At 45.1% G+C, this 21,651-nt stretch carries 17 protein-coding genes and 1 pseudogene; 7 read left to right on the forward strand and 11 right to left on the reverse strand.

Annotated features, from left to right (window positions below; genetic code table 11):
- Positions 1 to 12: 12 nt before the first annotated feature.
- Entirely contained in the window at positions 13 to 444 is a 432-nt protein-coding gene (locus QUB63_RS30865; protein WP_332949188.1) for an ASCH domain-containing protein, read from the reverse strand.
- A 17-nt stretch (positions 445 to 461) separates the two neighbouring features.
- On the reverse strand, positions 462 to 2,579 hold the full coding sequence (locus tag QUB63_RS30870) for a GNAT family N-acetyltransferase (RefSeq protein ID WP_332949189.1): 2,118 nt from the start codon (positions 2,577 to 2,579) through the stop codon (positions 462 to 464).
- Between the two features lie 333 nt (positions 2,580 to 2,912).
- Between QUB63_RS30870 and QUB63_RS30875 the strand changes: the two genes are divergently transcribed.
- A complete protein-coding gene (locus QUB63_RS30875; protein ID WP_332949190.1) occupies positions 2,913 to 4,565 on the forward strand; it encodes an FAD-dependent oxidoreductase in 1,653 nt (550 codons plus the stop codon).
- Between the two features lie 157 nt (positions 4,566 to 4,722).
- On the opposite strand, the gene QUB63_RS30880 is transcribed toward QUB63_RS30875, so the two are convergent.
- From QUB63_RS30880 to QUB63_RS30890, 3 genes are all read right to left on the reverse strand, one after another.
- Positions 4,723 to 4,899, reverse strand: a complete 177-nt coding sequence (locus QUB63_RS30880; RefSeq protein ID WP_332949191.1) for a hypothetical protein — start codon at positions 4,897 to 4,899, stop codon at positions 4,723 to 4,725.
- 278 nt (positions 4,900 to 5,177) lie between these two features.
- Positions 5,178 to 5,552 (reverse strand): type II toxin-antitoxin system RelE/ParE family toxin, encoded by a 375-nt coding sequence (locus QUB63_RS30885; RefSeq protein WP_332949192.1) that lies wholly within the window; start codon positions 5,550 to 5,552, stop codon positions 5,178 to 5,180.
- Positions 5,545 to 5,880: a hypothetical protein gene (locus tag QUB63_RS30890; RefSeq protein WP_332949193.1), complete on the reverse strand. Its 336-nt coding sequence runs from the start codon at positions 5,878 to 5,880 to the stop codon at positions 5,545 to 5,547. Before QUB63_RS30890 ends, QUB63_RS30885 begins: the two co-directional genes overlap by 8 nt.
- Positions 5,881 to 6,122: 242 nt before the next feature.
- Here QUB63_RS30890 and QUB63_RS30895 point away from each other — a divergent pair, with 242 nt between their 5' ends.
- Positions 6,123 to 8,942 (forward strand): valine--tRNA ligase, encoded by a 2,820-nt coding sequence (locus QUB63_RS30895; protein ID WP_332949194.1) that lies wholly within the window; start codon positions 6,123 to 6,125, stop codon positions 8,940 to 8,942.
- 385 nt (positions 8,943 to 9,327) lie between these two features.
- Positions 9,328 to 9,801, forward strand: a complete 474-nt coding sequence (locus QUB63_RS30900) for a hypothetical protein (protein ID WP_332949195.1) — start codon at positions 9,328 to 9,330, stop codon at positions 9,799 to 9,801.
- Between the two features lie 91 nt (positions 9,802 to 9,892).
- Here the strand turns inward: QUB63_RS30900 and crtB are convergent, their stop codons facing one another.
- Both crtB and pds read right to left on the reverse strand, forming a co-directional pair.
- Positions 9,893 to 10,822: a 15-cis-phytoene synthase CrtB gene (gene crtB, locus QUB63_RS30905; RefSeq protein ID WP_332949196.1), complete on the reverse strand. Its 930-nt coding sequence runs from the start codon at positions 10,820 to 10,822 to the stop codon at positions 9,893 to 9,895.
- A gap of 208 nt (positions 10,823 to 11,030) precedes the next feature.
- Positions 11,031 to 12,404 (reverse strand): 15-cis-phytoene desaturase, encoded by a 1,374-nt coding sequence (pds, locus tag QUB63_RS30910; protein ID WP_332949197.1) that lies wholly within the window; start codon positions 12,402 to 12,404, stop codon positions 11,031 to 11,033.
- A 458-nt stretch (positions 12,405 to 12,862) separates the two neighbouring features.
- Here pds and QUB63_RS30915 point away from each other — a divergent pair, with 458 nt between their 5' ends.
- A complete protein-coding gene (locus tag QUB63_RS30915; protein ID WP_332949198.1) occupies positions 12,863 to 13,501 on the forward strand; it encodes a restriction endonuclease subunit R in 639 nt (212 codons plus the stop codon).
- 125 nt (positions 13,502 to 13,626) lie between these two features.
- Here QUB63_RS30915 and QUB63_RS30920 read toward each other — a convergent pair whose 3' ends face one another.
- From QUB63_RS30920 to QUB63_RS30935, 4 genes and pseudogenes are all read right to left on the reverse strand, one after another.
- Positions 13,627 to 14,679: a DUF6745 domain-containing protein gene (locus QUB63_RS30920; protein WP_332949199.1), complete on the reverse strand. Its 1,053-nt coding sequence runs from the start codon at positions 14,677 to 14,679 to the stop codon at positions 13,627 to 13,629.
- A 147-nt stretch (positions 14,680 to 14,826) separates the two neighbouring features.
- Positions 14,827 to 15,081: a hypothetical protein gene (locus QUB63_RS30925; RefSeq protein WP_332949200.1), complete on the reverse strand. Its 255-nt coding sequence runs from the start codon at positions 15,079 to 15,081 to the stop codon at positions 14,827 to 14,829.
- A gap of 186 nt (positions 15,082 to 15,267) precedes the next feature.
- Positions 15,268 to 15,615 (reverse strand): annotated as a pseudogene (locus QUB63_RS30930) (FAD-dependent monooxygenase); the annotation flags it as partial.
- A gap of 27 nt (positions 15,616 to 15,642) precedes the next feature.
- Positions 15,643 to 16,518, reverse strand: a complete 876-nt coding sequence (locus QUB63_RS30935) for an FAD-dependent monooxygenase (protein WP_332949201.1) — start codon at positions 16,516 to 16,518, stop codon at positions 15,643 to 15,645.
- A gap of 230 nt (positions 16,519 to 16,748) precedes the next feature.
- On the opposite strand from QUB63_RS30935, the gene dnaK reads away from it, so the two are divergent.
- The 3 genes from dnaK (at position 16,749) to QUB63_RS30950 (ending at position 21,562) form a co-directional block, all read left to right on the forward strand.
- On the forward strand, positions 16,749 to 18,845 hold the full coding sequence (dnaK, locus tag QUB63_RS30940) for a molecular chaperone DnaK (protein WP_332949209.1): 2,097 nt from the start codon (positions 16,749 to 16,751) through the stop codon (positions 18,843 to 18,845).
- A 371-nt stretch (positions 18,846 to 19,216) separates the two neighbouring features.
- Entirely contained in the window at positions 19,217 to 20,278 is a 1,062-nt protein-coding gene (locus QUB63_RS30945) for a J domain-containing protein (RefSeq protein WP_332949202.1), read from the forward strand.
- A 285-nt stretch (positions 20,279 to 20,563) separates the two neighbouring features.
- A complete protein-coding gene (locus QUB63_RS30950; RefSeq protein WP_332949203.1) occupies positions 20,564 to 21,562 on the forward strand; it encodes an Rpn family recombination-promoting nuclease/putative transposase in 999 nt (332 codons plus the stop codon).
- Positions 21,563 to 21,651: the final 89 nt, after the last annotated feature.

Genomic DNA, 21,651 nt, shown 5'->3' on the forward strand with positions numbered 1-21,651 from the left:
AACACTTCCTCTCTAACGTTCTCCTAATGAATTGACAATGTTAAACTGATTAGGTGTCAGGTATCGAAAACTCTGCGGCGGTTTAAGGTTAGGTAACTTGTTTCTTAAACGATGTAACTCTACTGGCTGACTAAACCTACGAATATCTTTTAAAAAGATGCCTACACCTACTTTTATACCTTTGTAATAATCGTAAAATTCTTCATTGCTAATTCCTGCTCTCTTTTCAACTTCATCCCAAAGTTTTCCGATCGGTTTTTCAACAATGTTATCCACATTGAAGGAACCAACTACAGCTTGTTCGGGAGATGAAACATATACTAAAACTATATCTCCTTCATTCAATAGTCGAGGGCGGACGCGACGCAGTTCAACTGTTTTGGTACAGTTGAATATTTTATCTGCGTACTTGGGACGAATAGATAATAATAAGATATTTGACATTTGTGATCATCCTCTTTCTAGGTCGCGGTTCCTTCTTTGTAGATGATTCCAAAATCTGTTTTGGAAATCTTAAATACGCTTTGAACCGTTGTCTGCTTACCCAGTATTCCCTGAATTCTATTTAATGTCAATGGGTGAGGAAAAAGCTGAGTGTGGCTGAATCTTATCGCCATGATATCTGCGTTTGGTTCGTCTTTGGCTATTTTTATTAAATCTTTTAATTCATAAACTCCTAAGCTGCGAAATTGTCGATAGAGTTTTTCCGGCTTGTCTATGATAACTTCCTCTAGTCTAGAGCAAGCTTTAACCTCTTTTGTCCCAAGAGTAAATGATGAATTGGAGCTCACGTACCATAAAATTCTACCAATAGCACCAGGTCTGAGTCCACCATTAGCCCACTTGCTTCTATAATATACAAGTTCCCGTTTTAGCGCTAGCTCAATTTTAGAGCCAAAAATGTACTGCTTAGCTAACTCTTCATCGAATAAGTCTTTGGCCCATCTGGGTTGAATGGGAATCATGAAAGTAGGCAAGTCAGCATCAATAATCTTAGCAGGCCAAAGCCGACGCTCAAGCTCTGCCATCGTTCCTGTATCTTGAATTAATTCGCGAGTGTTAAGGGTCTCTGCAATTTTCATGCAAAAATTATATTCTTCCCCTATTTTGGCTAGATTTGCCAGTTGTTGAGACATATCTGCTGCTGTTTCTGCTACAGGCGGATTTGCCTTTAAATACCCATCATTAACTCGAACAAAAGCATCTTCTTGAATAGCTTCTATAACAATTTCATCGAGATACGGGTCAATAAGTCTCGTAAATTGCCTGTTTTCTTTTACTGACACTGATATGGAGTGGAAAAGTAAGTACCGTGCAAGTGCCGCTGCTAGAACACCGCGTCTAACTCGGAGCATTGTAACTTCTAATTCGTGATTTTTATGTTGGCAATAGGCAATTAAAGCAAGGGGTTGATTTTCACCATCTAAAACGACATGACACTTGAATTTGTCGGGATTGGAAATTATCTGGCGCAGATTTTTCTGAAAATCGGCTACTTTTTCGAGCCTATCAACCGCATAAAAACAGTTAGTTAACAGTAATTTATCAAATTTGCTATCAATTAGTTGAATAGTGAGATTCTGTATGCCTACAAACCGTACCGGTTGATATTGAGTATCTCTGCGAACATCATCCAGTTTAACAATTAAATCGGTAGGAGTCATAATTGCCAAACTAAAGTTTTCATAGAGGGCATCTGCTAAAGCTAATATTTTGGGTTCGCGAGTTAAAAAAATTAAGTAATCAGCAGCAATAGCTTGTGCTAATTGACGAACTAATGATTCGTTTATTTCATCGAGATTGATACTGGTAATTAGACGTTTTAGAGAGTTAAATTTTGTTTCAAGTGCCTGCCGATCGCAGTGGATTTTAGTAAAAGTATCCCCTAACAGGCGTTTACGCTTTCTGAGATGGACATCAGAGATCGCGTTTATTGCCTTAAAAATCTCATCGGTAATACACAATTCAAAATAATCTTGTAACCAGTCAGCAAGTAGAGAGTCTGATTCGGCGCTTTCAATATCTTCATTTTCGTGCAATTCTAAGAAAATACTTGTATCGATAACAGCACAAATTTTAGACTCAAGTTGTTGTGCAGCAGCTTGAGAAAATATAGTTGGATGACCGTGATCCAACCACCAAACAGTAAGCAGTTTACCCTCCTTACTTCTTCCAGGTCGATCGTTAAGAGGAATAAAACCCAATGTTTCCCACATTCTGTCTATTCCATAATCGCGACGGCATTTGAGTTGAATTCCATAAAAATTCTGAGTCTTTTGGCTGAGGGAATTGACTAGCTGTTTAGTAACACCCCGACCGCGATATGCAGGATCGACGCAGAGATGAACGATAACAATAATGTTGCTGCGACGCACTGGTCGGTAAAGCAAATAGCCAATGCAATTTTTTTGAGGATTGAGTGCTATAAGTATCACGCGATCTCTTGCACTTTCGCGAAAAGCACCTTCTGTAAAAAACCCCAGAGTTTTTTTATTGGCATCACCTAGGGCTATAACAGTTTCTAAATGGGGGGATGTTTCATCAATCTCTTCAATCGTCACCTGTGTTTGTGCTGTCACTTGTTTGTACCTCCTCAAGTTTCCGGCATACCTCAGCTCGATCTCACTTTACCACTGAGTCAATCATTCGGGTTACTATCTCGCCCTTTCCTCCCTCTCAGTATCACATTACAAGCGGCTGGGAAAGTCGGGAGTCATAAAGTACGATCGCCCTTCGCATCCTTACCCTCATCAATTCCCCTCCCTCTCCCAGTAGTAACACTGACAAAACCGCTAACAAGTGTTCCCCAAAAAATTAAACTTGTGCCAAACTTACCTAAAAGTGCTATATTCAACTCCGTAAACCCTGAACAGCGCTTTCAGGTATGCCAAAATTATCAACGAGTCAACTAAATGCCCTTTACTTTCAAGAAATTAGCTTCGATCGCAATCTTCTTCGCAGCCGTAAAAATTTTAGTTGACTCTGGGCACTTCCAACAAGCTGCCAATGACATCACACACAGAAACCCAGCCAGCGCCACATCAGACACCGAAACTCTGCGTCACAAATCCAGCAGCCCGCCCGCCGCAGAACCCCACAAATCACCGGATCAAAAGTTTGATGTAGTAGTGTATGGCGATGAAGTGCCGGGGATATGTGCGGCTATATGGGCAAAAAAGACTTTAGGTGAAAAGGGCAAAGTTGCTGTTGTGCGATCGAACTACGCAACTGCTCTTTTGGGTGGCGTACTCACCCGCGGCGGTTTAGGTTACGTCGATTTAGACAAAATCCCCGACTGGTACCGCCAACCCTACGCCCAATGTTTCCGGGAATTCTTAGATAAAGCGAATGTCCCCGAATCTTGCTTAGAACCAAAACAGGCAGACAAAGCTCTCAAAGAGATGCTTTCGGAAGCCGGAATTAAAGTTATTTCCCACTCAACTCTTACTCCTCACGTAGTCGATAAAAAAATAGAATATGCCGAAGTCAAAGAAAGTAATATAAAAATTCAAGCCAACTCTTTCATTGATGTAACTCAAGACGCGGAACTGGCAAGAAAAGCAGGATTATCTTATTATACAGGATATGAATCGCAAAATATTAAATCAAAAAATGAAACTTTAGCTGTATCTGTAGTCCCGACAATTACGGGTCTAACGATGTCCGACTTCCGCAAAATAGAAGATGACATACTCTACAACACCCCTTTAGTAGAAAAGATTAAAGAAACCATTACCAAATATAAAGATCCGGCCAGTGCAGAATTCTGGATGAGGAATTTCTGGAGTACGATTTATCAGCCATATCGAGACGGCTACGACATCAGAAGCGTAGCTCTAGGAGCTGCGTATCACGTAGACAGAAATCTGCCGTTTACTCAAAATAAAGGATTCTTCTTTGACAAAGCCAATGTTTGCGCTTATAAAGATAATTCGCTGTCGTGGAACGGGTTTTTGTTTAAATACAAAGTTGACCAGATAATGAAGATGGAAGCTAACGGCAGAAAACCGACTCCCGAGATGGTTAAAGAAATGTCACATCTGCAAGAATGGCTGCAAAAAAAGTCTGGTAAAGATGTGAGAGTATTTATCCCGGAAGAGATTTATATCAGACAAACTTTGAACGTTCGGGATGTGGTAGATCCGCTGACGGGGAAAGAGATTATCAAAGGGGGAACATCGCCCGAAAAGTCGATCGGCAGTTTTTCCTACGATTTCGACTTGCGGGGCGGAGTCAAGGATTTGGAATCGAGAATTCCGCCGCTGCCGACCTATAATTTTGGGATAGAGAGCGCTTTGGCTAGCAAAGTGAGTAATTTGGCTATTGTAGGGCGATCGTCCGGCTATGTCGGTATGGCGGTATCGGTGGGGCGAATTGCCACAGTGAATATTTATCAAGGACAAGGCGTGGGCGTGGCTGCTGGTTTGGCTAGCAAGTTGGGAGTGCCGCTGAATACGATTACTTCGAGTAAAACGAGAGAAACTTTGGAGACTTTAACGGGGAAAACTACGTATTTGTCGGGGAGAGATACGAGTTATGGGGTGGATTACAAGGAAGTGAAATAGAATAACAGTTGACAGTTGACAGTTGACAGTTGTTATTAGTTATTAGTTATTACTTAATTAGAAGGTTGAGGATCAAATATCTGGTGTCGATGTAGAAATGAAAGCGCTCGCACATTATTTACCTAAAGTGCGATCGTTTTCTCTTTGCTTACTCAATTCAAACCCCTGAAACTTCTTTTTTCTGTAACCTTGCTTCTCTAAATTTACCAATGCGTTTTGCAGATTTCTCATCCACCGCTGTTATCATCTGACCTACTTCTATCATTTGCAGTTCAACTATTTTTGCCATTTCCAGCAGTTCGAGTAATTCTTTTTCATCCGGTAGCTGTCTCATTATAAGTCAATACGGTTTACTTAAGACAGATCTCCCTGGCACCCCCCTTGGCAAGGGGGGGACAAGAAGCTCTTAAAGTCCCCCGGGAGGGGAATGCGAGGGGGATCTCCGGGCATAAATAGTGTTAAGTAAACTGTATTGCATTATAAGTTCTCCAATCTAGCAATAAAGAGAGGGCGGGTTTTGGATTATGGCCTTCTTTTAAATAAGATATTAAGAGGATTTTACCACTGAATATATCGAAACTTCATCTTCTACGGCGCAATATTCTCCAACTCTTAGATATCCTCTCGCTCTTCGCTCTGCTGCTGTTCGTATTCTGTAATAATGTTCTGAATATCTTCTGCTGCAATATCGACTTGTTCGGATTTGGTGTAAACGGTCAGCAAAATGATTCCCGTTGCTGTTTGGACGTAGTAAATTAAACGATAGCCACCACTTTTACCTTTTTGAGTGTCGCTATTTCGGACTCTCAACTTGAAGACTGCATAACCCACTCCAGCAATTCGATCTCCTGGCAGCTCTCCCCGTGTGAGTTGTTCGATAATGGGTTGAATATCATTGCGAATACTGCGATATTTTTTTGCAAGAGTGCGTAAATTTCGATTGAAGGTTGGCGAAACTATAACTTGAATTAAGGGCAAGTCAGTCATTTTCAATTCCTTCCCACATTTGAGCAACCGGAATGGTTTGCCCAGTCATGGCTTCGTGCCAAGCTTGCCGAAAATCTTGTAGAAGCGCTGCTTTAGATTGGCCCTCCCCGTCAATTTCTGAGGGTTCTGGAATACTCAAAGAATTAGCAGCAGGCATCTCTTGGATTTCTGCTGAGAAAACCTCTGCCAGATTTTTTTGCGAAATGATTACCCCCTGACCTTGCTTTTGGCTTAGAAACTCTATAAAACTCGCAACCAATGCCAGATGTTCTGGAGAGAGTCGATCGAGCCATCGATCGATTTGATGTCGAAGTCCTGCTACATTCATAATGCCATGATACCTGTTAATTTTACCTTCATTTTAACGTAAAATTACGATGTTTCCTCTCAATTACATAATATTTGTAGGGGCAGCTTCGCCAAGATATAATGAAAATGAGAGATATAGTAAACCCACCCCGCCTTGAATATCGCTCTTCCCTCTAAGCTACTCTGGCACTGATGCGGTTCAAAACTCTTCTCCTCCCTTCTGTGGCACAATCTTAATATAAAAACAGCACCCTCTCTCCCATGACCGCAAACCTACCCCCCCAATACGACCCCCTCGCCACCGAAACCAAGTGGCAAAAATACTGGGAAGACAACCAAACCTTCAAAGCTGACCCAGAAAAAGGCGGCGAACCCTACTGCGTCGTCATTCCGCCGCCCAACGTGACCGGCAGCCTCCACATGGGACACGCCTTTGAAGAGACGCTGATTGATGTCCTCGTCCGCTATCACCGCATGACTGGACGCAATACCCTGTGGTTGCCGGGAACGGATCATGCTAGCATCGCAGTTCAAACTATTCTCGAAAAACAACTCAAAGCAGAAGGCAAAACTCGCCACGATTTAGGTCGAGAAAAATTCTTGGAACGGGCTTGGGAGTGGAAAGCTGAGTCTGGCAATACTATTACTAATCAACTCCGCAGTTTGGGCGTTTCTGTCGATTGGTCGCGCGAACGCTTTACGATGGATGAAGGCTTGTCCGCTGCGGTTTTAGAAGCCTTTGTCCGCCTCTACGATGAGGGGCTGATTTATCGCGGCAATTACTTGGTGAATTGGTGTCCGGCGAGTCAGTCTGCTGTGTCGGATTTGGAGGTTGACCAGCAGGAAGTTGAGGGCCATTTGTGGCATTTCCGCTATCCTTTGACCGACGGTTCTGGTTATTTGGAGGTGGCGACGACTCGGCCGGAAACGATGCTGGGCGATACTGGGGTGGCGGTGAATCCAGAGGACGATCGCTACAAACATCTTATCGGTAAAACTGTGACTTTGCCAATTATAAATCGCGAAATTCCAATTTTTGCCGATGAATTAGTTGACCCGACTTTCGGAACAGGTTGCGTCAAGGTGACTCCCGCCCACGATCCGAATGACTTCGAGATGGGTAAGCGTCACAATTTGCCGTTTATCAACATCATGAACAAGGACGGCACTTTAAATGAAAATGCCGGAGAGTTCCAAGGACAAGACCGATTTGTTGCCCGCAAAAATGTAATAAAGCGGTTAGAAACAGACGGCGTTTTGGTTAAAATAGAAGATTACAAGCACACAGTTCCCTACAGCGAACGCGGCAAAGTCCCCGTCGAACCGTTGCTATCTACGCAATGGTTTGTGAAGATCGATCCTCTTTCTGGGCGCGCTTTGGAAGCCTTAGACCAAAGTAACTCACCAGTCTTTGTTCCTGACAGATGGACAAAAGTTTATCGCGATTGGTTGGTGAAGCTGAAAGATTGGTGTATCTCCCGCCAATTGTGGTGGGGACACCAAATCCCGGCTTGGTATGCTGTTAGCGAAACTCACGGCGAAATTACTGATACAACGCCGTTTGTGGTGGCGAAAACTGAAGCTGAGGCTAGGGAAAAAGCTACGGCTAAATTTGGTCTGGATGTCCAGCTAGCAAGAGATCCAGATGTATTGGATACTTGGTTTTCGTCTGGGTTGTGGCCTTTCTCAACTTTGGGATGGCCGGACGAAACTAAGGATTTGGATTTTTACTATCCGACAACTACTTTGGTTACAGGTTTTGATATCATCTTTTTCTGGGTTGCTAGAATGACGATGATGGCAGGACATTTTACTGGAAAGATGCCTTTTGATACTGTTTACATTCACGGCTTGGTGTTGGATGAAAACGGTCAGAAAATGTCTAAGAGTAAAAATAACGGTATTGACCCGCTGCTGTTGATTGGCAAGTACGGGACTGATGCTTTGCGCTACACTTTGGTTAAGGAAGTGATTGGGGCCGGGCAAAATATTCGCATGGAGTACGATCGCAAAACTGATGAATCGAAATCAGTCGAGACTTCGCGGAATTTCACTAATAAGTTGTGGAATGCGGCCCGGTTTGTGATGATGAATCTGGAGGGACAGACTCCGCAGCAGTTGGGAAGTCCTTACCCCCCCCAACCCCCCCAAGCTTCGGGGGGGAGAGAAGAAGACTCCCTTCATAAGGATAGGAGAGAAGGTGGTGGTTTGGAATTGTGCGATCGCTGGATTCTTTCTCGCTATTATCAAGTTGTGCAGCAAAGCCGCAATTCTTTGGAAAGTTACGGTTTGGGGGAAGCGGCGAAAGGACTTTACGAGTTTATTTGGGGCGATTTTTGCGACTGGTATATTGAGTTAGTCAAGTCTCGCTTGCAGCAGGATGCTGAACCAAATTCTAAGAAGGTGGCGCAGCAAACTTTTGCTTTTGTGTTGGAAGGAATTCTGAAATTGCTGCATCCTTTTATGCCGCACATTACTGAGGAGATTTGGCACACTCTGACTCAAACAGGTGATGGTGATTGTTTGGCTTTGCAAGCTTATCCTGAACCCGATCCATCGCTGATTAATCCAGAATTAGAACAGCAGTTTGAGTTGTTGTTCGGGACGATTCGCACTATTCGCAATTTGCGGGCAGATTCTGATATCAAACCCAGTGTGAAGGTGACGGCGATTTTGCAAAGCGAAAGCGAGAAGGAACGCCAAATTCTCTCGGATGGAGGCGTTTACATTCAGGATTTGGCTAAAGTCGAAAATCTGACGGTGACAGCTAGTTTGGATGCAGAACCCCCCCTTAATCCCCCCCTTGGTAAGGGGGGGCAAGGGGGGTCAATTGCTGGTGTTGTCGGTACTGTGCAAGTTTTGATTCCTCTGGCTGGGGTGGTCGATTTGGTGGCTTTACGCGCTAAAATTGAGAAGAAGCTGGGCAAGGTAGAAGCTGAAATTAAGCATACTGCGGCGCGTTTGACGAATCAAAAGTTTGTGGATAAGGCTACTCCTGATGTGGTTCAGGGGGCGAGGGATGCTTTGGCGGAATCGGAAAAACAAGCGGAAATTTTGCGCGATCGGCTAAAGTTGTTTTAAGGAGTCATTAGTCATTAGTGGCGTGTGGGGTGAGAAACCCGGTTTCTACGACATTTTTTTTTCACAATAAATCTAGAAAGAAACCGGGTTTCACCAGGTTATTGCCATTCTTGTTTATGGTGAAGCCTTGCTTCATAAAAAACATCCCACAATCCTGTAGGGCGGGTTCACAAACCATCTATGAAATTCACAAATAATCTCATAAACCCGCCCTCCTCTGCCATAAATTCATCGTACATTTTTATTGTTGGTGGGCGGGGGCGGGTTTATAATATTATTCATCTTTACCGTAAATGGTTGGTGAACCCGCCCCTACAAATTTGGTTTCAATAATATAACAACTTGTCCTAACCGCCTTACAAATTATCAATTACCAATTACCCCCATGTTATATTTAGCCCAAGTACAAAGGAAGGAAATTTCAGGTAAGATAAGTCTGCAATTGCTGGCTTGTCAAAATTATGATGATACTTGGGCTATGCTTTTTCAAGAAACTGTCTTGACAGTACCGCCAGATTTTGCTCAAAATGTTTTAAATGAAGGGATGCTAGTATTAGCACATCTTGGCGAAAATAGCAAGATTTTGCACATTCAAGCAGCTACAAACTGGGTGCTAGAATTAGTTGAGAAGTATTTAACAACCGGCTTTACTCCCGATTTTTTGCAGCAAGAAGCCCAGAAAGCAGAAGGGTGGCGGCAGTCTCTGACTTTGCAGAGTCAAGAGTTGTCTCGCCGATCGATCGAAGTTGAAGCCCGCCGCGAACAAATTCAAAATTTAGAAGCAAAACTCCAGCAGGAAAAGCAATTGCTGGAAAGTGCGATCGCCCAATTGAAAAATTCACCCGAACCCGCCGAATAGAATTCGGGGGCTATACAAACAAAGTCCGCGGCTCGACTGAGCTTCGCCGAACGTCCTGCGCGGACTGAGATAGAAGCAAAATTGCCCGCAGCTAAAGCACTTTTGACTTCAGCCAAGCGGCGGGGAGACACAGCAGTTTCTGAGAATTGCTAACATAAGCCCGCTTCTGAAACACATCGTACTGATTGCGCTCGATCGCATTTAAGATTCTGCTGTACAGCATTGTAGCAGCCCAAACTGTCCAGCGGATATCGGGACTGAGCACTTTAATTCCCGGTTCGGCGCTGGCGTACAATTTGCGAGCTCGCTGAATCTGAAAGCGCATCAATTCCCGCCAGCGGTTGTCTATTACACCGTTGAATAAATCTTCCTCAGTGTAGTTAAACAAGGCTAAGTCTTCTAAGGGAATGTAAATGCGGCCGCGGCGGGCGTCTTCTCCCACATCGCGCAGAATGTTAGTCAACTGCTTGGCAATACCGAGGGCGATGGCTTCTTCTTGGGGAATTCTATTCCCCCAGTGCCAATTCCAGTTAGCAGCGGAGTTCGATTCGCCTACGCCCATGACAGACATCGACATCAGCCCTACAGTGCCCGCTACTCGATAACAGTAAAGGTTGAGCTCTTCAAAAGTTTCGTAGCGGCTGCGGTACAAGTCCATCTGCTGGCCCGCAATCATCTCTCGAAACGGCCCAATGTCGATCGGAAAACGAGACAGCGTATCCACCAAAGCCACGTCGTAATCGTCGTGGGGATGGCCCGCAAACACAGATTCTAGGCGTTTTTCCCACAAATTTAGCGTTTCAGGGGTCGTTGCCTCAGAACCGGGCCCGTCTACGAGTTCGTCGGTGCGGCGGCACCAGACGTAAATCGCCCAGATAGCCCGACGCTTGGCTTCGGGCATGAGTTGAGTGCCTAAATAAAAATTTTTGGCATAACTCGCTGTGACTTGGCGGCACAGTTCGTAGGATTCATCCAAAGAGGCCAGAGTTCTCATGCACTGGAGTTTTGACAGTTGCAGCATCCGAGAATAAGAAATTTAAAGATTAGAACTGACATTCCCCCGTTGAGACAACAGGAGATTCTTTTACGTCTTGAGGACTTACGCATCTGAACAAAGAAACCGGGTTTTTGAACCGAGATTGAGGGTTTTAAGCAAATATTTTGGCTAAAAACCCGGTTTCTGGTCGCCCGTGCGTCAGTCCCAGTCTTTATGAAAAATTCTTAATTTTTCATTTTTTATTGGCAGTTGAAATAGCCTGCGCTGTCAGCTTACCAGAAAGCACGGCACCTTCCATACTCGCAAGATAACGCTGCATTGTATAATCCCCCGTTAGATAGAAATTTCTAATCGGAGTTGTTTGAGTGGGACGGCACTCTTGGCGGCCTGGAGTGGCTTTGTAGACGGAACGTGGGGTTTTGACTACGTGATATTTGAGCAGTTTGGCTGGTTCTGGGATTTGATCGGGAAAGAGTTTTTCTAACTCGACCATTGTGGCTGCGACAATATCTTCGTCAGATTTGCCGATCCAGTCTTTGGCGGGCGCGAGTACCAGTTCCAGCATTGATTTGTCTGGGTTGGCATATTCGCGGCAGGTGTTGCTCATGTCGGCGTAGACGCTTAGCAAGGGCGATCGCGAGAACAGCAAATGGTCGATATCTGTGAGCTTGCGATCGAACCACAAGTGTACATTAATCACCGGTACTCCCTCCAAACCTTCGAGCTGTTTGAAATAATCCATTTCGCCCCAAGGTTTCGGCATCATCAACTTCAGCGGGTCAACCGGCATCGCCGAAACGTAAATATCAGCCGTCAGAATTTCTGACTGTGCCCCCTTGACGCCGCCAATCTGGAAACCGCGCACCGTGTTGTCATCATTGAGCAAAAACTCTCTGATGGGTGCATTCAGCCGGACTTCGCCGCCGCGTTCAGTTATGTAGTCTACCATCGGCTGACACAACCTCTCCGTAGGGGAACCGTCTAAAAAAGCCATTTTCGAGCCTTTTTTCTCTTGCAAGAAGCGGTTGAGGGCTGTCAGCAGTATGGTTGCAGATATTTCGTGGGGGTCGATAAAATTCAGCGCCTTGGACATGGCGATGAATACTTCTTTTTCGACTCTGGGGGGGACGTTTTGCTTTTTGAGCCAGTCGGAAAACGAGTATTTGTCCATTTCTTCGACGTATTTTTGACCCTGAACCATCGCCGGAATCAAACCGATGCCGAAGCGGATTTTTTCGGGCCAGGTGAGCATATCGTTGTTGCTCAGGATGGCCGCGACGCCGTTGAAGGGGGCGGGAATATTGGGAAAGTCAAAGCGGGAATATGTTCCGGGCGTTTCCGGCTGATTGAAAATCATCGAGTGCTGTTTCCATTGCAGCCGGTCTTCGATGTCAAGTTCTTTGAATAATTGGAGCATATTTGGGTATGCACCGAAAAAGATGTGGAGGCCGGTTTCGTACCAGTCGCCGTCTGCATCTTTCCAGGCGGCTACTTTACCGCCGAGTACGTCCCGACTTTCTAGGAGGATGGGGGTGTGACCCGCATCGGTGAGATATTTTGCACAGGATAACCCTGCTAGGCCGGCTCCGGCGATCGCAACTCGCATTTAATACTACTGCCCTCTGTTCGCTTCGCCTTAATTATACGTTACAACTCGTTACATTTTCCACGAAATGTCTGGGGAGGTGGCTGTGTCCGTTGGTGTTGGTGTGAAAGTCCGACAGGGACTTTCAGTCCCTGTCTCATAGCGCAAGTCCTCTCAAAGAGGACTGAAGAATACATTACCCGAAAGCCCGCCAGGGACTTTCAGTCCCTGTCTCATAGCGCAAGTCCTCTCAAAGAGGACTCAAGAATGCATTAGTCCTCAGTCCTCTTGAGCGAGGACTTTTGCTTTGAGGCAGGGGTTTAAACCCCTGCCGGACTCAGGGAACTGCGGGCAATATCGTTATTCAGCAGTCAGCAATGTCCTGTTTTAAAAGACTGAATACTTCAAGTCTTTTAACAAAATTTAAGCAACCTTTGCTATCATAAATAAAGAGCAAATTTAATAAATTAGTTAAGTTTATGGTACAAACAATTCAAGCTAGAAATATCGCGCTGACCGATTTGGAAAGCCAATTCAAAATAGAGTGGGTTGAGGACGAGCAATTCTTTCGCGAGTGGCAAGACGATCTGCCAGAAATTAGCGATTATGAAAAACAGCGGCTGGACAGAGTGAAAGCAAGTTACAGGAATTTGCTAAAACATCCGCCACTTCTAGAAAATACAGTCAAAATGGTGGTGCTGTCTCCGTTTTTGGATTTGGCAGATTTTTATCTCGAACCTTTTCACGTCTCTTCAGAAAAATCTGTAGAAATTATTGACGAAGATGAAGGAGTAATCGTCAGGGGACAGTTGGATGTTTTAGCTTTGTGTCGGGAGTTGTGGGTAGTAGTTATCGAATCTAAGAAAGCGGCGTTTTCTTTGGAAGTAGGGATTCCGCAGTTATTGGCTTATATGTTAGCTAGCGTGACGGGCGATCGACCGGCTTACGGACTGCTAACGAATGGGGCTGATTTTCTATTTGTCAAATTAGTTAAGGGGGAAACACCGCAGTACGCTTTTTCTCGGAAGTTTTACCTTTTCAATCCGGGGAACGATTTGTACGCGGTACTGAGTATTTTGAAGCGCCTCGGTGAGTTGAATGTTGGCGATCGAGTTTAGCAAGCAAATCCACCAACTGCGGGTCAGAAACCGGGTTTTTTCCGATAATCTTTCGCTGTCACCGACAGATTCGGAAAAAAACCCGGTTTCTTTGCCACCAATAGTAACCATCGAATTTTTGCCATTCAAGTTTGTACTGAAAAATCCTCTGGATCGACTCCCCAATTAGTCCAGCGAATTGCTTCCCGTGCTGAGTTAATATCCGGCGGCACTCGCAAAGCGTGAATAAATCCGGTGCTGGGACAAGTCATCTTTAACAGATAAATTGGCTCTACGTCAAAGTTTGTATCAATTTTTAATAATGTGTATTCTTGCCAAGAATCTAATTCAACTGCTGCTAATTCAGAGCAAATGCGATCGTACCCAATTCCTTGAATTAGCACTCGCCGCAGTTCGGCGTTTTCTTCTTCTAAAAGCCATTGAGGCTGCCATTCGTGCGGGTGCAGTTTTCCATATTTTTCGGGTAAGGTGACGCCGTGATAGGAGTAGACGGTGTATCCGTCGGAAAATTGAATGGCGGGCCCTCCTTCGGCGTGGAGGCGGTGTTGGGAGTCGAAAGAGAGGATGCGGGGGCGATCGCACACAATGCAAACTTTTTCATAGGGAAAAATCCAGCCGCATTGCGTTGTAAAAAACAGCAGTGCTTGCCAGTTGATATGATTAGGATTGCATTTTAATCCGGAAAAACAGAAGTCAAAAATTGTCCAATATCCTGCCATGGCTATAGGGTGGATATAGCTGTGATATTCCTCACCTAAAGAAGAATTGACTGGAGCCAATATTTCGGTTAATTTTTTTGTAAAAAAGTCATACCTAATATTACTAACTACTTGACTGTAAAGTTGGCCAAATAACTTACATGAAATTTTTTTGGATATGAGGCCTTCCATAGTATGATTTTTCAGTTGCTTTCTAAATCGCCGACAAAGATTGACTCCGAATTTTTCGGATAGGTGATTAATTGATTGGTCGCCGTCAATAACAAGATTAGCACCTTCATAGGGACTACGGCAAAAAATAATTTCCGGTTTTTTTTCGTTAATTGCCCGGTAAGCTTCTTTAACTGCCTCTGTCGCTCTTTCGCAATCGAGCGGCTCGGTGGAGTACATGATTTGCCACCACTTTTCCTTATAAACTAGCATTAAATCTTCTTGTTCGGGAGTAAGTGTTTCAATCATCGTTGTTCTCTAAATTCGATCGACCCCTGCACGCAGCAATTCAGTCATTGCTTTGTAAAATTATAGTTGAAAGCTACGACGATCGCACTTGCATATTTTCAAGTGCGATCGCTCCATTATTTTCCAATACCTAAACTTACAAATAAATCACAACAATTCCTCTCGCTCTTCATATTTCCCTTGTTCTCCACGCACTAAAGGCTCATCGCGAAAACATCCTAAAGTTCTCTCAAAAAACCCGGGCGACCAGCCTAAATCTTCCGGTGTTTTAGGCTCAGTTGCTGGTGCTACGGGCTGGAAAATTACAATAACTTCCAAATCAGTATCTTTGATACCACCGGGGATTTGCAAATGCAACATTCCGTCGGAACCGATGCGCGATCGAACTTTAATCATTTGCATAACTCTGACCTCCTTAAGTTTGTAGTGAAATTTAATAGTGTTAGGACTTACGTATTTCTGCCAACGAAACCGGTTTTTTTACCGCATCTGCAATAAGTAAGGTTCGTAGTGCGGACTTTAGTCCGTAGGATATTGCGGACTAAAGTCCGCACTACAAACCGTGATATTTAGGATTAGTATATCTCATTACTCTTCCACGCGAACCCGGGTGGGGCCAAAAGCAATTAATCGCGCTGGAATATTTCGCAAAATTGGCAACTGCAAGAACGCTGGAGGTGTAAACTGTCGATCGCTATCCAACGCTCCTTTAATAATTTGATCTTGCATCAAGGACTGAAATCCTTGAATTATCCGCGTCGGCCATTCCCGCTGCCGCTGCACCTCTGCTAAATCCCACAGATGCAAGCGATCGTTTTTCAGGGACGTGCCCAGTACATTAGCCGCAACGACAGCATCTTGAATGGCATAGTTAATTCCCACACCGCCTATGGGCGACATGACATGGGCGGCATCCCCAATTAACAGCAATCCGGGACGATACCAGCGGGGAAGACGGCTCGATTATACTGACAGAAATGAAACCTGCGACCAATCTTTGATTAGCTCGACTCTATCTGCAAATTCCGGTGCTAATTGGGCCACTGATTTTTGCAAATTTGCTATTCCTGACTCGCGCAATTTTTGATAGCTGCCTTTGAGAATTACATAGCCTAGCTGCCAGTAATCCAAGCGGTCAATAACCACTAATAAATGACCTCCCGCAGCTCGCCCTCCCACGCCTAAATCTTTGACATCGTGGGGACTGCGCGGCAAACGGAACCACAGAACGTCCATCGGCGGGGAAGTTTTTATCGGTTCAAAACCTGCTAATTGGCGCAGGCGGGAAAAGCGACCGTCTGCACCGACAGTCAGGGCCGATCGCACTTCATGACATCCCCCATGTCCGCGATAGCGAATTCCGCACACTACCCCATTTTCTACAATTATTTCTTGGACGTTAGCTCCCATTACTAGCCCAAAATTGGGGTAGCGCTGCGCTTCGGCGGTGATGAATTCCAGAAACTTAACTTGGGGAAGAATCGTAATGTAAGGGTATTTGGTTTTCAGGCTGCTCAAATCTACGAGTGCAGCAGTATTTCCACCAGCTTGGATGGTGAGGCGACGCATTTTTGTATGGGGCAATTCCAGTAATTTGTCGGCTAGTCCCAATTGCTCCATAATTTCCATTACTGACGGATGCAGGGTATCGCCGCGAAATTCTCGATCGAAATCTTTGTGTACTTCTAGCAGCATCACGGGAATGTTTTTCCGCGCTAAAAGCAATGCTAAAACAGCGCCAGCGGGCCCGCCTCCTACTATGCAGCAGCTTGTCTGCTGCACGTCAATGACCGAGTGAGTTGCAGTGGATTCTGAATTCTCAACCGAGTTGACAGCCATATTTTTCTGCTCCCGCTTGCTAAACAAATCTGCTAGCTACTTAGATTGTATGGCTTTGTTAGAGAGTTTCCGGTAAATGGATGCTGTGGCGCGCCCGTCCCACCGCCGCCTACGCCCGGAGTGAGAGAACCCCCCGCAGCCCCGTGGCTCGACGCGGTACAATAAATGCGATCGTACTTAACGCTTATATTGAAAAAGCTACACACAACGCCACAGGAGACAACCGACGTATGGGAAAAGTAGTTGGCATTGACCTCGGAACGACAAACTCAGTAGTAGCCGTCATGGAAGGCGGCAAACCGGTTGTGATTGCCAGCGCAGAAGGGATGCGGACAACTCCTTCGGTGGTTGCTTTCACAAAAGAAGGAGAACGCCTTGTCGGACAGATGGCCAGACGCCAAACTGTTCTCAACCCGCAAAACACCTTTTACGCTGTCAAGCGGTACATCGGACGCAAATATACCGAACTGACTCCAGAAGCAAAGCGCGTCCCTTACACAACTCGCCGCGACGACAACGGAAACATCAAAATCAAATGCCCTCGCCTGAAAAAAGATTTCGCTCCAGAGGAAATTTCGGCGATGGTGTTGCGGAAATTGGCGGATGAAGCCAGCCGCTATCTGGGACAAGAAGTCACGGGGGCTGTAATTACTGTTCCCGCTTATTTCAACGATTCGCAGCGACAGGCGACGCGCGATGCTGGCAGAATTGCCGGACTTGATGTTAAACGGATTTTAAATGAACCGACTGCGGCTTCTTTGGCTTACGGTTTGGAAAGGCGAGAAAGTCAAACAATCTTAGTTTTTGATTTGGGCGGCGGTACTTTTGATGTATCTATCTTAGACGTTGGAGACGGAGTATTTGAAGTCAAAGCAACTAGCGGCGACACTCAATTGGGAGGCAATGATTTTGACTCCAAAATTGTTGATTGGTTGGCCGAACAATTCTTAGAAAAAGAAGGCGTGGATTTGCGAAAAAACCGCCAAGCTTTGCAGCGCCTGATCGAAGCGGCAGAAAAAGCGAAGATTGAGCTCTCGGGAGTCGGCGTCACGGAGATTAATTTGCCGTTTATCGATGCGAATGAAGATGGGCCTTTGCATTTGGAAACGCGCTTGACTCGCGGTCAATTTGAGGGGCTGTGCAGCGATTTGGTGCAGCGGATGCGCCGTCCGGTGAAACAAGCTTTGGCTGATGCAAATTTGAGTCCTTCTCGGATTGATGAAGTTGTGTTGGTCGGCGGTTCGACTCGGATTCCTTTGGTGCAGCAAATTGTTCGCAGTTTGATTGATAAAGAACCGAATCAAAATGTGAATCCCGATGAAGTTGTGGCGGTGGGTGCTGCTATTCAGGCGGGGATTTTGGGCGGGGATGTCCGCGATGTGCTGCTGTTGGATGTGACGCCGCTGTCGCTGGGCTTGGAAACGATCGGCGGGGTGATGAAAAAACTGATTCCTCGGAATACTACTATTCCAGTTAGGCGATCGGACATTTTTTCGACTGCTGAAAACAACCAAACTGTGGTAGAACTTCACGTGATCCAAGGGGAACGGGAATTAGGTAGAGATAATAAGTCTTTGGGACGGTTTAAATTAACGGGAATTCCGCCGGCACCGCGAGGGATTCCGCAGGTACAAGTGGCTTTTGATATTGATGCTAACGGGATGCTGTTGGTGACTGCTTTGGACAAAACTACTGGTAGGGAACAAAGCATTACTGTGCAAGGTGCTTCGACGCTGAGCCAGCAGGAAGTGAATCAAATGATTCGCGATGCGGAACAGTTTGCTCAAGCTGATAAGTTGCAGCGGGAAAGGGTGGAAAAACGCAATCGCGCTGAGGCTTTGGCTTATCAAGCTGAGCGGCAGTTGCGGGAAGTAGCGCTCGATCGCGGAATGCAGTTTGCTCAAAGAAGCCGCCAGCGCATTGAAACGTTAATTCGGGAATTGCGAGATAGTTTGGAACGCAACGACGAGCGCGGAGTTGACCAAGTTGGCTCGGATTTGCAGGATGCTCTTTATGATTTGAGCCGCGAAGTTTCCGCTTTTGCTGATGATGACGATGATGATGATTTCTTTGAGTCTGTGAAGCGGACTTTTACGGGCGACGGTACGAAGCGGCGCAGCGATGATAACAACTATTATCAAAATGCTAAGCCGTACAGGCGATCGACTGTCGATCCAATTGGCGATCGCTCTTACGATCGCGATCGCTCATACGATCGCGATCGCTCTTACGATCGCACACCCGATCGCAGAAGCAGCAGTAACCGCCCCACTCGCCCCTATCAAAATCAAAGCGACGACTGGGATGACGACGACGATTGGCTGTAACTGAAGGAAGAAGGAAGTTCTGCAACGGATTTGGTAACGGATTTAACGGATGCAAAGAAGAAGGAAAAGAGCTGATTTTAATTGTAAAATATAGCACGGCTCTTTTCCTGCTAATACAAAATGCGTTGCCAAACTTCCCTCATCCATCTGTTAGATCCATTAAATTCGTTACCGAACTTTCCTCATCCATTCATCTGTTACATCCGTTAAATTCGTTACAGAATCCGTTGCCGAACTTCCTTCTTCCATCCATCTATTACATCCGTTAAATCCGTTACAGAATCCGTTGCCGAACTTCCTTCTTCCATCCATCTGTTACATCCGTTAAATCCGTTACAGAATCCGTTGCCGAACTTCCTCCTTCTCCAATTATGCAAAACTTTCGTAATTACTATCAAATACTGGGAGTACCCAGAGATGCAACGGCTGACGAGATAAAAAAAGCCTATCGACGACTCGCGAGACAGTTGCACCCTGACGTGAATCCCGGAGATAAATCTGCTGAAGATAGCTTTAAAGATATTAATGAAGCTTACGATATTCTTTCCGATGTCGAAAAGCGCGCTCAATACGACCAGTTTAGTAAATTCTGGAAACAAAAGGGATTTCAAGGCAAACAAGGCGTAAAACTTCCCAATTTTACAAGTTGGGGAAACAGTAAAAATAACCGCAAAAAACCTGCCGAAGATATCGATTTTAGCGATTACTCAGATTTTAACAAATTTCTCGATCAAGTGCTGGGAAGGCGCCGGGAAGTGAGGATGGCGACAGAGAATGATGCACCGCGAGTTGCCACTTCGGAACCGTGGAATACAGGTTCTAAGAAAACAAGTTATGTTGCTAATTCTCGGGAAGAGAGAAGGGATTTGGACGATCGCGAAATTCGACGCGAAACTCGCGAAATGGACGATCGCGAAATTAGAAGAGACATTGATGCTAGGCTGACTCTGCCCTTGGAAAGGGCTTATTCCGGCGGTACCGAGCGCATCCGCTTGGACGACGGGCGGTGGATCGAGGTAAATATGCCTGGGGCGATGGTATCGGGCCAGCGAATTCGCCTGCGAAATCAAGGTATTGGCGGCGGGGATTTGTATTTGAAAATCACGGTTTCTCCCCATCCATTTTTTCGCTTGGAAATGTCGGATATTTGCTGCGAATTGCCTCTGACGCCCTGCGAAGCGGTGCTGGGTGGAGATATTGAAGTGCCGACTCTAGACGGGCTGGTGAAGATGAAACTGCCGCCGGGAGTAACGTCTGGGAAGCGGTTGCGACTGGCGAATAAGGGCTATCCGACTGGAAATGGCGATCGGGGCGATCAGCTAGTAGAAATTCAGGTGTTAATCCCTAAAGAAATTAGCGACGAAGAACGGGAATTGTACGAAAAGTTGAGGCAAATTGAGACTTTCAAACCGCGTCAAGATTTGTCGGTCTAATTCTGTAGAGTGCGCGCTGCACACCGGAAGCAGAGACTAATTCTGTAAGGTGCGAAGTGCACACCTGAAGCCTTGTTGCTATAATGTAGTAGTGTGCGGAATGCACACCTGATATCAATTCCGGCTGCGCCGAAAAAATCTAATTTCAAGTGCTGTAGGGGCGGGTTCGCCAAGATATTTGCAAGTATCGACAAATTATATAAACCCGCCCCGCCCCTAGGACAATTCCGATGTCACCGGATTTGATATGAAACCTCAATAATTATAAATTCACCCATTACCCCTATGTTCACATTCATCAATCCTAAAACTGATTTTGCTTTCAAAAAAATCTTTGGTTCTGAAAATAGCAAAGACATTCTCATTAGTTTTTTGAATGCCTTGCTGTATGACAATCAGCCCACCATCGAAAGTTTAGTAATCGTCGATCCTTATTCATTGCCGCTAATTCGAGGTCTTAAGGATACTTACTTAGATATTAGAGCCAACTTAAATGACGGCACAACTGTCATTATCGAGATGCAGGTTTTGAACGTAGAGGCTTTTGAAAAGCGAATTTTGTACAATGCAGCTAAAGCTTATTCCACCCAATTAGAAACAGCCGATCAATATGTAATGTTGAATCCAGTGATTGCCTTGACAATCACTGATTTTGAAATGTTTGAGGATTTTGATAAAGTAACTTCGCGGTTTGTTCTGAAAGAAAGAGAGTTTTTAAGTGATTATCCTATTTACGATATCGAATTAGTTTTTGTTGAGTTACCCAAGTTTAAAAAAAGTCTGGAGGAGTTAGAAACTTTGACCGACAAATGGCTTTATTTTCTCAAAACTGCCAGAGACTTAAACACAGTACCTGAAACAATGGAAGTTGTGCCAGAAATCAATAAAGCATTTGCAATAGCAAGTAGAGCTAATTTGAATCGTGACGAGTTAAGTGACTTGCTAAAACAGGAGATTTATATCCAAGATCGGCGAGGTGCAATATCTAAAGCAGTGCGAATAGGAACAGAAAAAGGTAGAGAAGAAGGCAGAGAAGAAGGCAGAGAAGAAGGCAGAGAAGAAGGCAGAGAAGAAGGCAGACAAGAAGGAATCAAAACAGGACAAATAGCAATGATTATTCGTCTGTTGGAACGTCGTGTAGGTGCTGTCACTCCCGAAGTTCAAAGTCAAATCGGGGAATTGTCGATCGCCCAATTAGAAGATTTAGGAGAAGCTTTGCTCAATTTTACCCAAATCTCAGATTTAACAGCGTGGCTGGAAACACCAGATTTATCCGCCCAATAGCCGTTAGCGCAGCCCTCGAAGAGGATCGCACTTTCAGCAATCCCGGATAACATAAGTAAAATTACTGTTGCAATTATTCCTGAACTAGC

It is taken from the genome of Microcoleus sp. ARI1-B5 (assembly GCF_036705795.1).
Lineage (GTDB): Bacteria > Cyanobacteriota > Cyanobacteriia > Cyanobacteriales > Microcoleaceae > Microcoleus.

What these genes read in the sequence shown, in the direction of transcription:
- QUB63_RS30950 (WP_332949203.1), top strand. Translation starts at nt 20,564, where the DNA reads ATGTTCACATTCATCAATCCTAAAACTGATTTTGCTTTCAAAAAAATC.
- QUB63_RS30875 (WP_332949190.1), top strand. Translation starts at nt 2,913, where the DNA reads ATGCCCTTTACTTTCAAGAAATTAGCTTCGATCGCAATCTTCTTCGCA.
- QUB63_RS30880 (WP_332949191.1), bottom strand. Translation starts at nt 4,899, where the DNA reads ATGAGACAGCTACCGGATGAAAAAGAATTACTCGAACTGCTGGAAATG.
- dnaK (WP_332949209.1), top strand. Translation starts at nt 16,749, where the DNA reads ATGGGAAAAGTAGTTGGCATTGACCTCGGAACGACAAACTCAGTAGTA.
- QUB63_RS30895 (WP_332949194.1), top strand. Translation starts at nt 6,123, where the DNA reads ATGACCGCAAACCTACCCCCCCAATACGACCCCCTCGCCACCGAAACC.
- QUB63_RS30900 (WP_332949195.1), top strand. Translation starts at nt 9,328, where the DNA reads ATGTTATATTTAGCCCAAGTACAAAGGAAGGAAATTTCAGGTAAGATA.
- QUB63_RS30945 (WP_332949202.1), top strand. Translation starts at nt 19,217, where the DNA reads ATGCAAAACTTTCGTAATTACTATCAAATACTGGGAGTACCCAGAGAT.
- QUB63_RS30890 (WP_332949193.1), bottom strand. Translation starts at nt 5,880, where the DNA reads ATGAATGTAGCAGGACTTCGACATCAAATCGATCGATGGCTCGATCGA.
- pds (WP_332949197.1), bottom strand. Translation starts at nt 12,404, where the DNA reads ATGCGAGTTGCGATCGCCGGAGCCGGCCTAGCAGGGTTATCCTGTGCA.
- crtB (WP_332949196.1), bottom strand. Translation starts at nt 10,822, where the DNA reads ATGCTGCAACTGTCAAAACTCCAGTGCATGAGAACTCTGGCCTCTTTG.
- QUB63_RS30915 (WP_332949198.1), top strand. Translation starts at nt 12,863, where the DNA reads ATGGTACAAACAATTCAAGCTAGAAATATCGCGCTGACCGATTTGGAA.
- QUB63_RS30935 (WP_332949201.1), bottom strand. Translation starts at nt 16,518, where the DNA reads ATGGCTGTCAACTCGGTTGAGAATTCAGAATCCACTGCAACTCACTCG.
- QUB63_RS30865 (WP_332949188.1), bottom strand. Translation starts at nt 444, where the DNA reads ATGTCAAATATCTTATTATTATCTATTCGTCCCAAGTACGCAGATAAA.
- QUB63_RS30885 (WP_332949192.1), bottom strand. Translation starts at nt 5,552, where the DNA reads ATGACTGACTTGCCCTTAATTCAAGTTATAGTTTCGCCAACCTTCAAT.
- QUB63_RS30920 (WP_332949199.1), bottom strand. Translation starts at nt 14,679, where the DNA reads ATGATTGAAACACTTACTCCCGAACAAGAAGATTTAATGCTAGTTTAT.
- QUB63_RS30925 (WP_332949200.1), bottom strand. Translation starts at nt 15,081, where the DNA reads ATGCAAATGATTAAAGTTCGATCGCGCATCGGTTCCGACGGAATGTTG.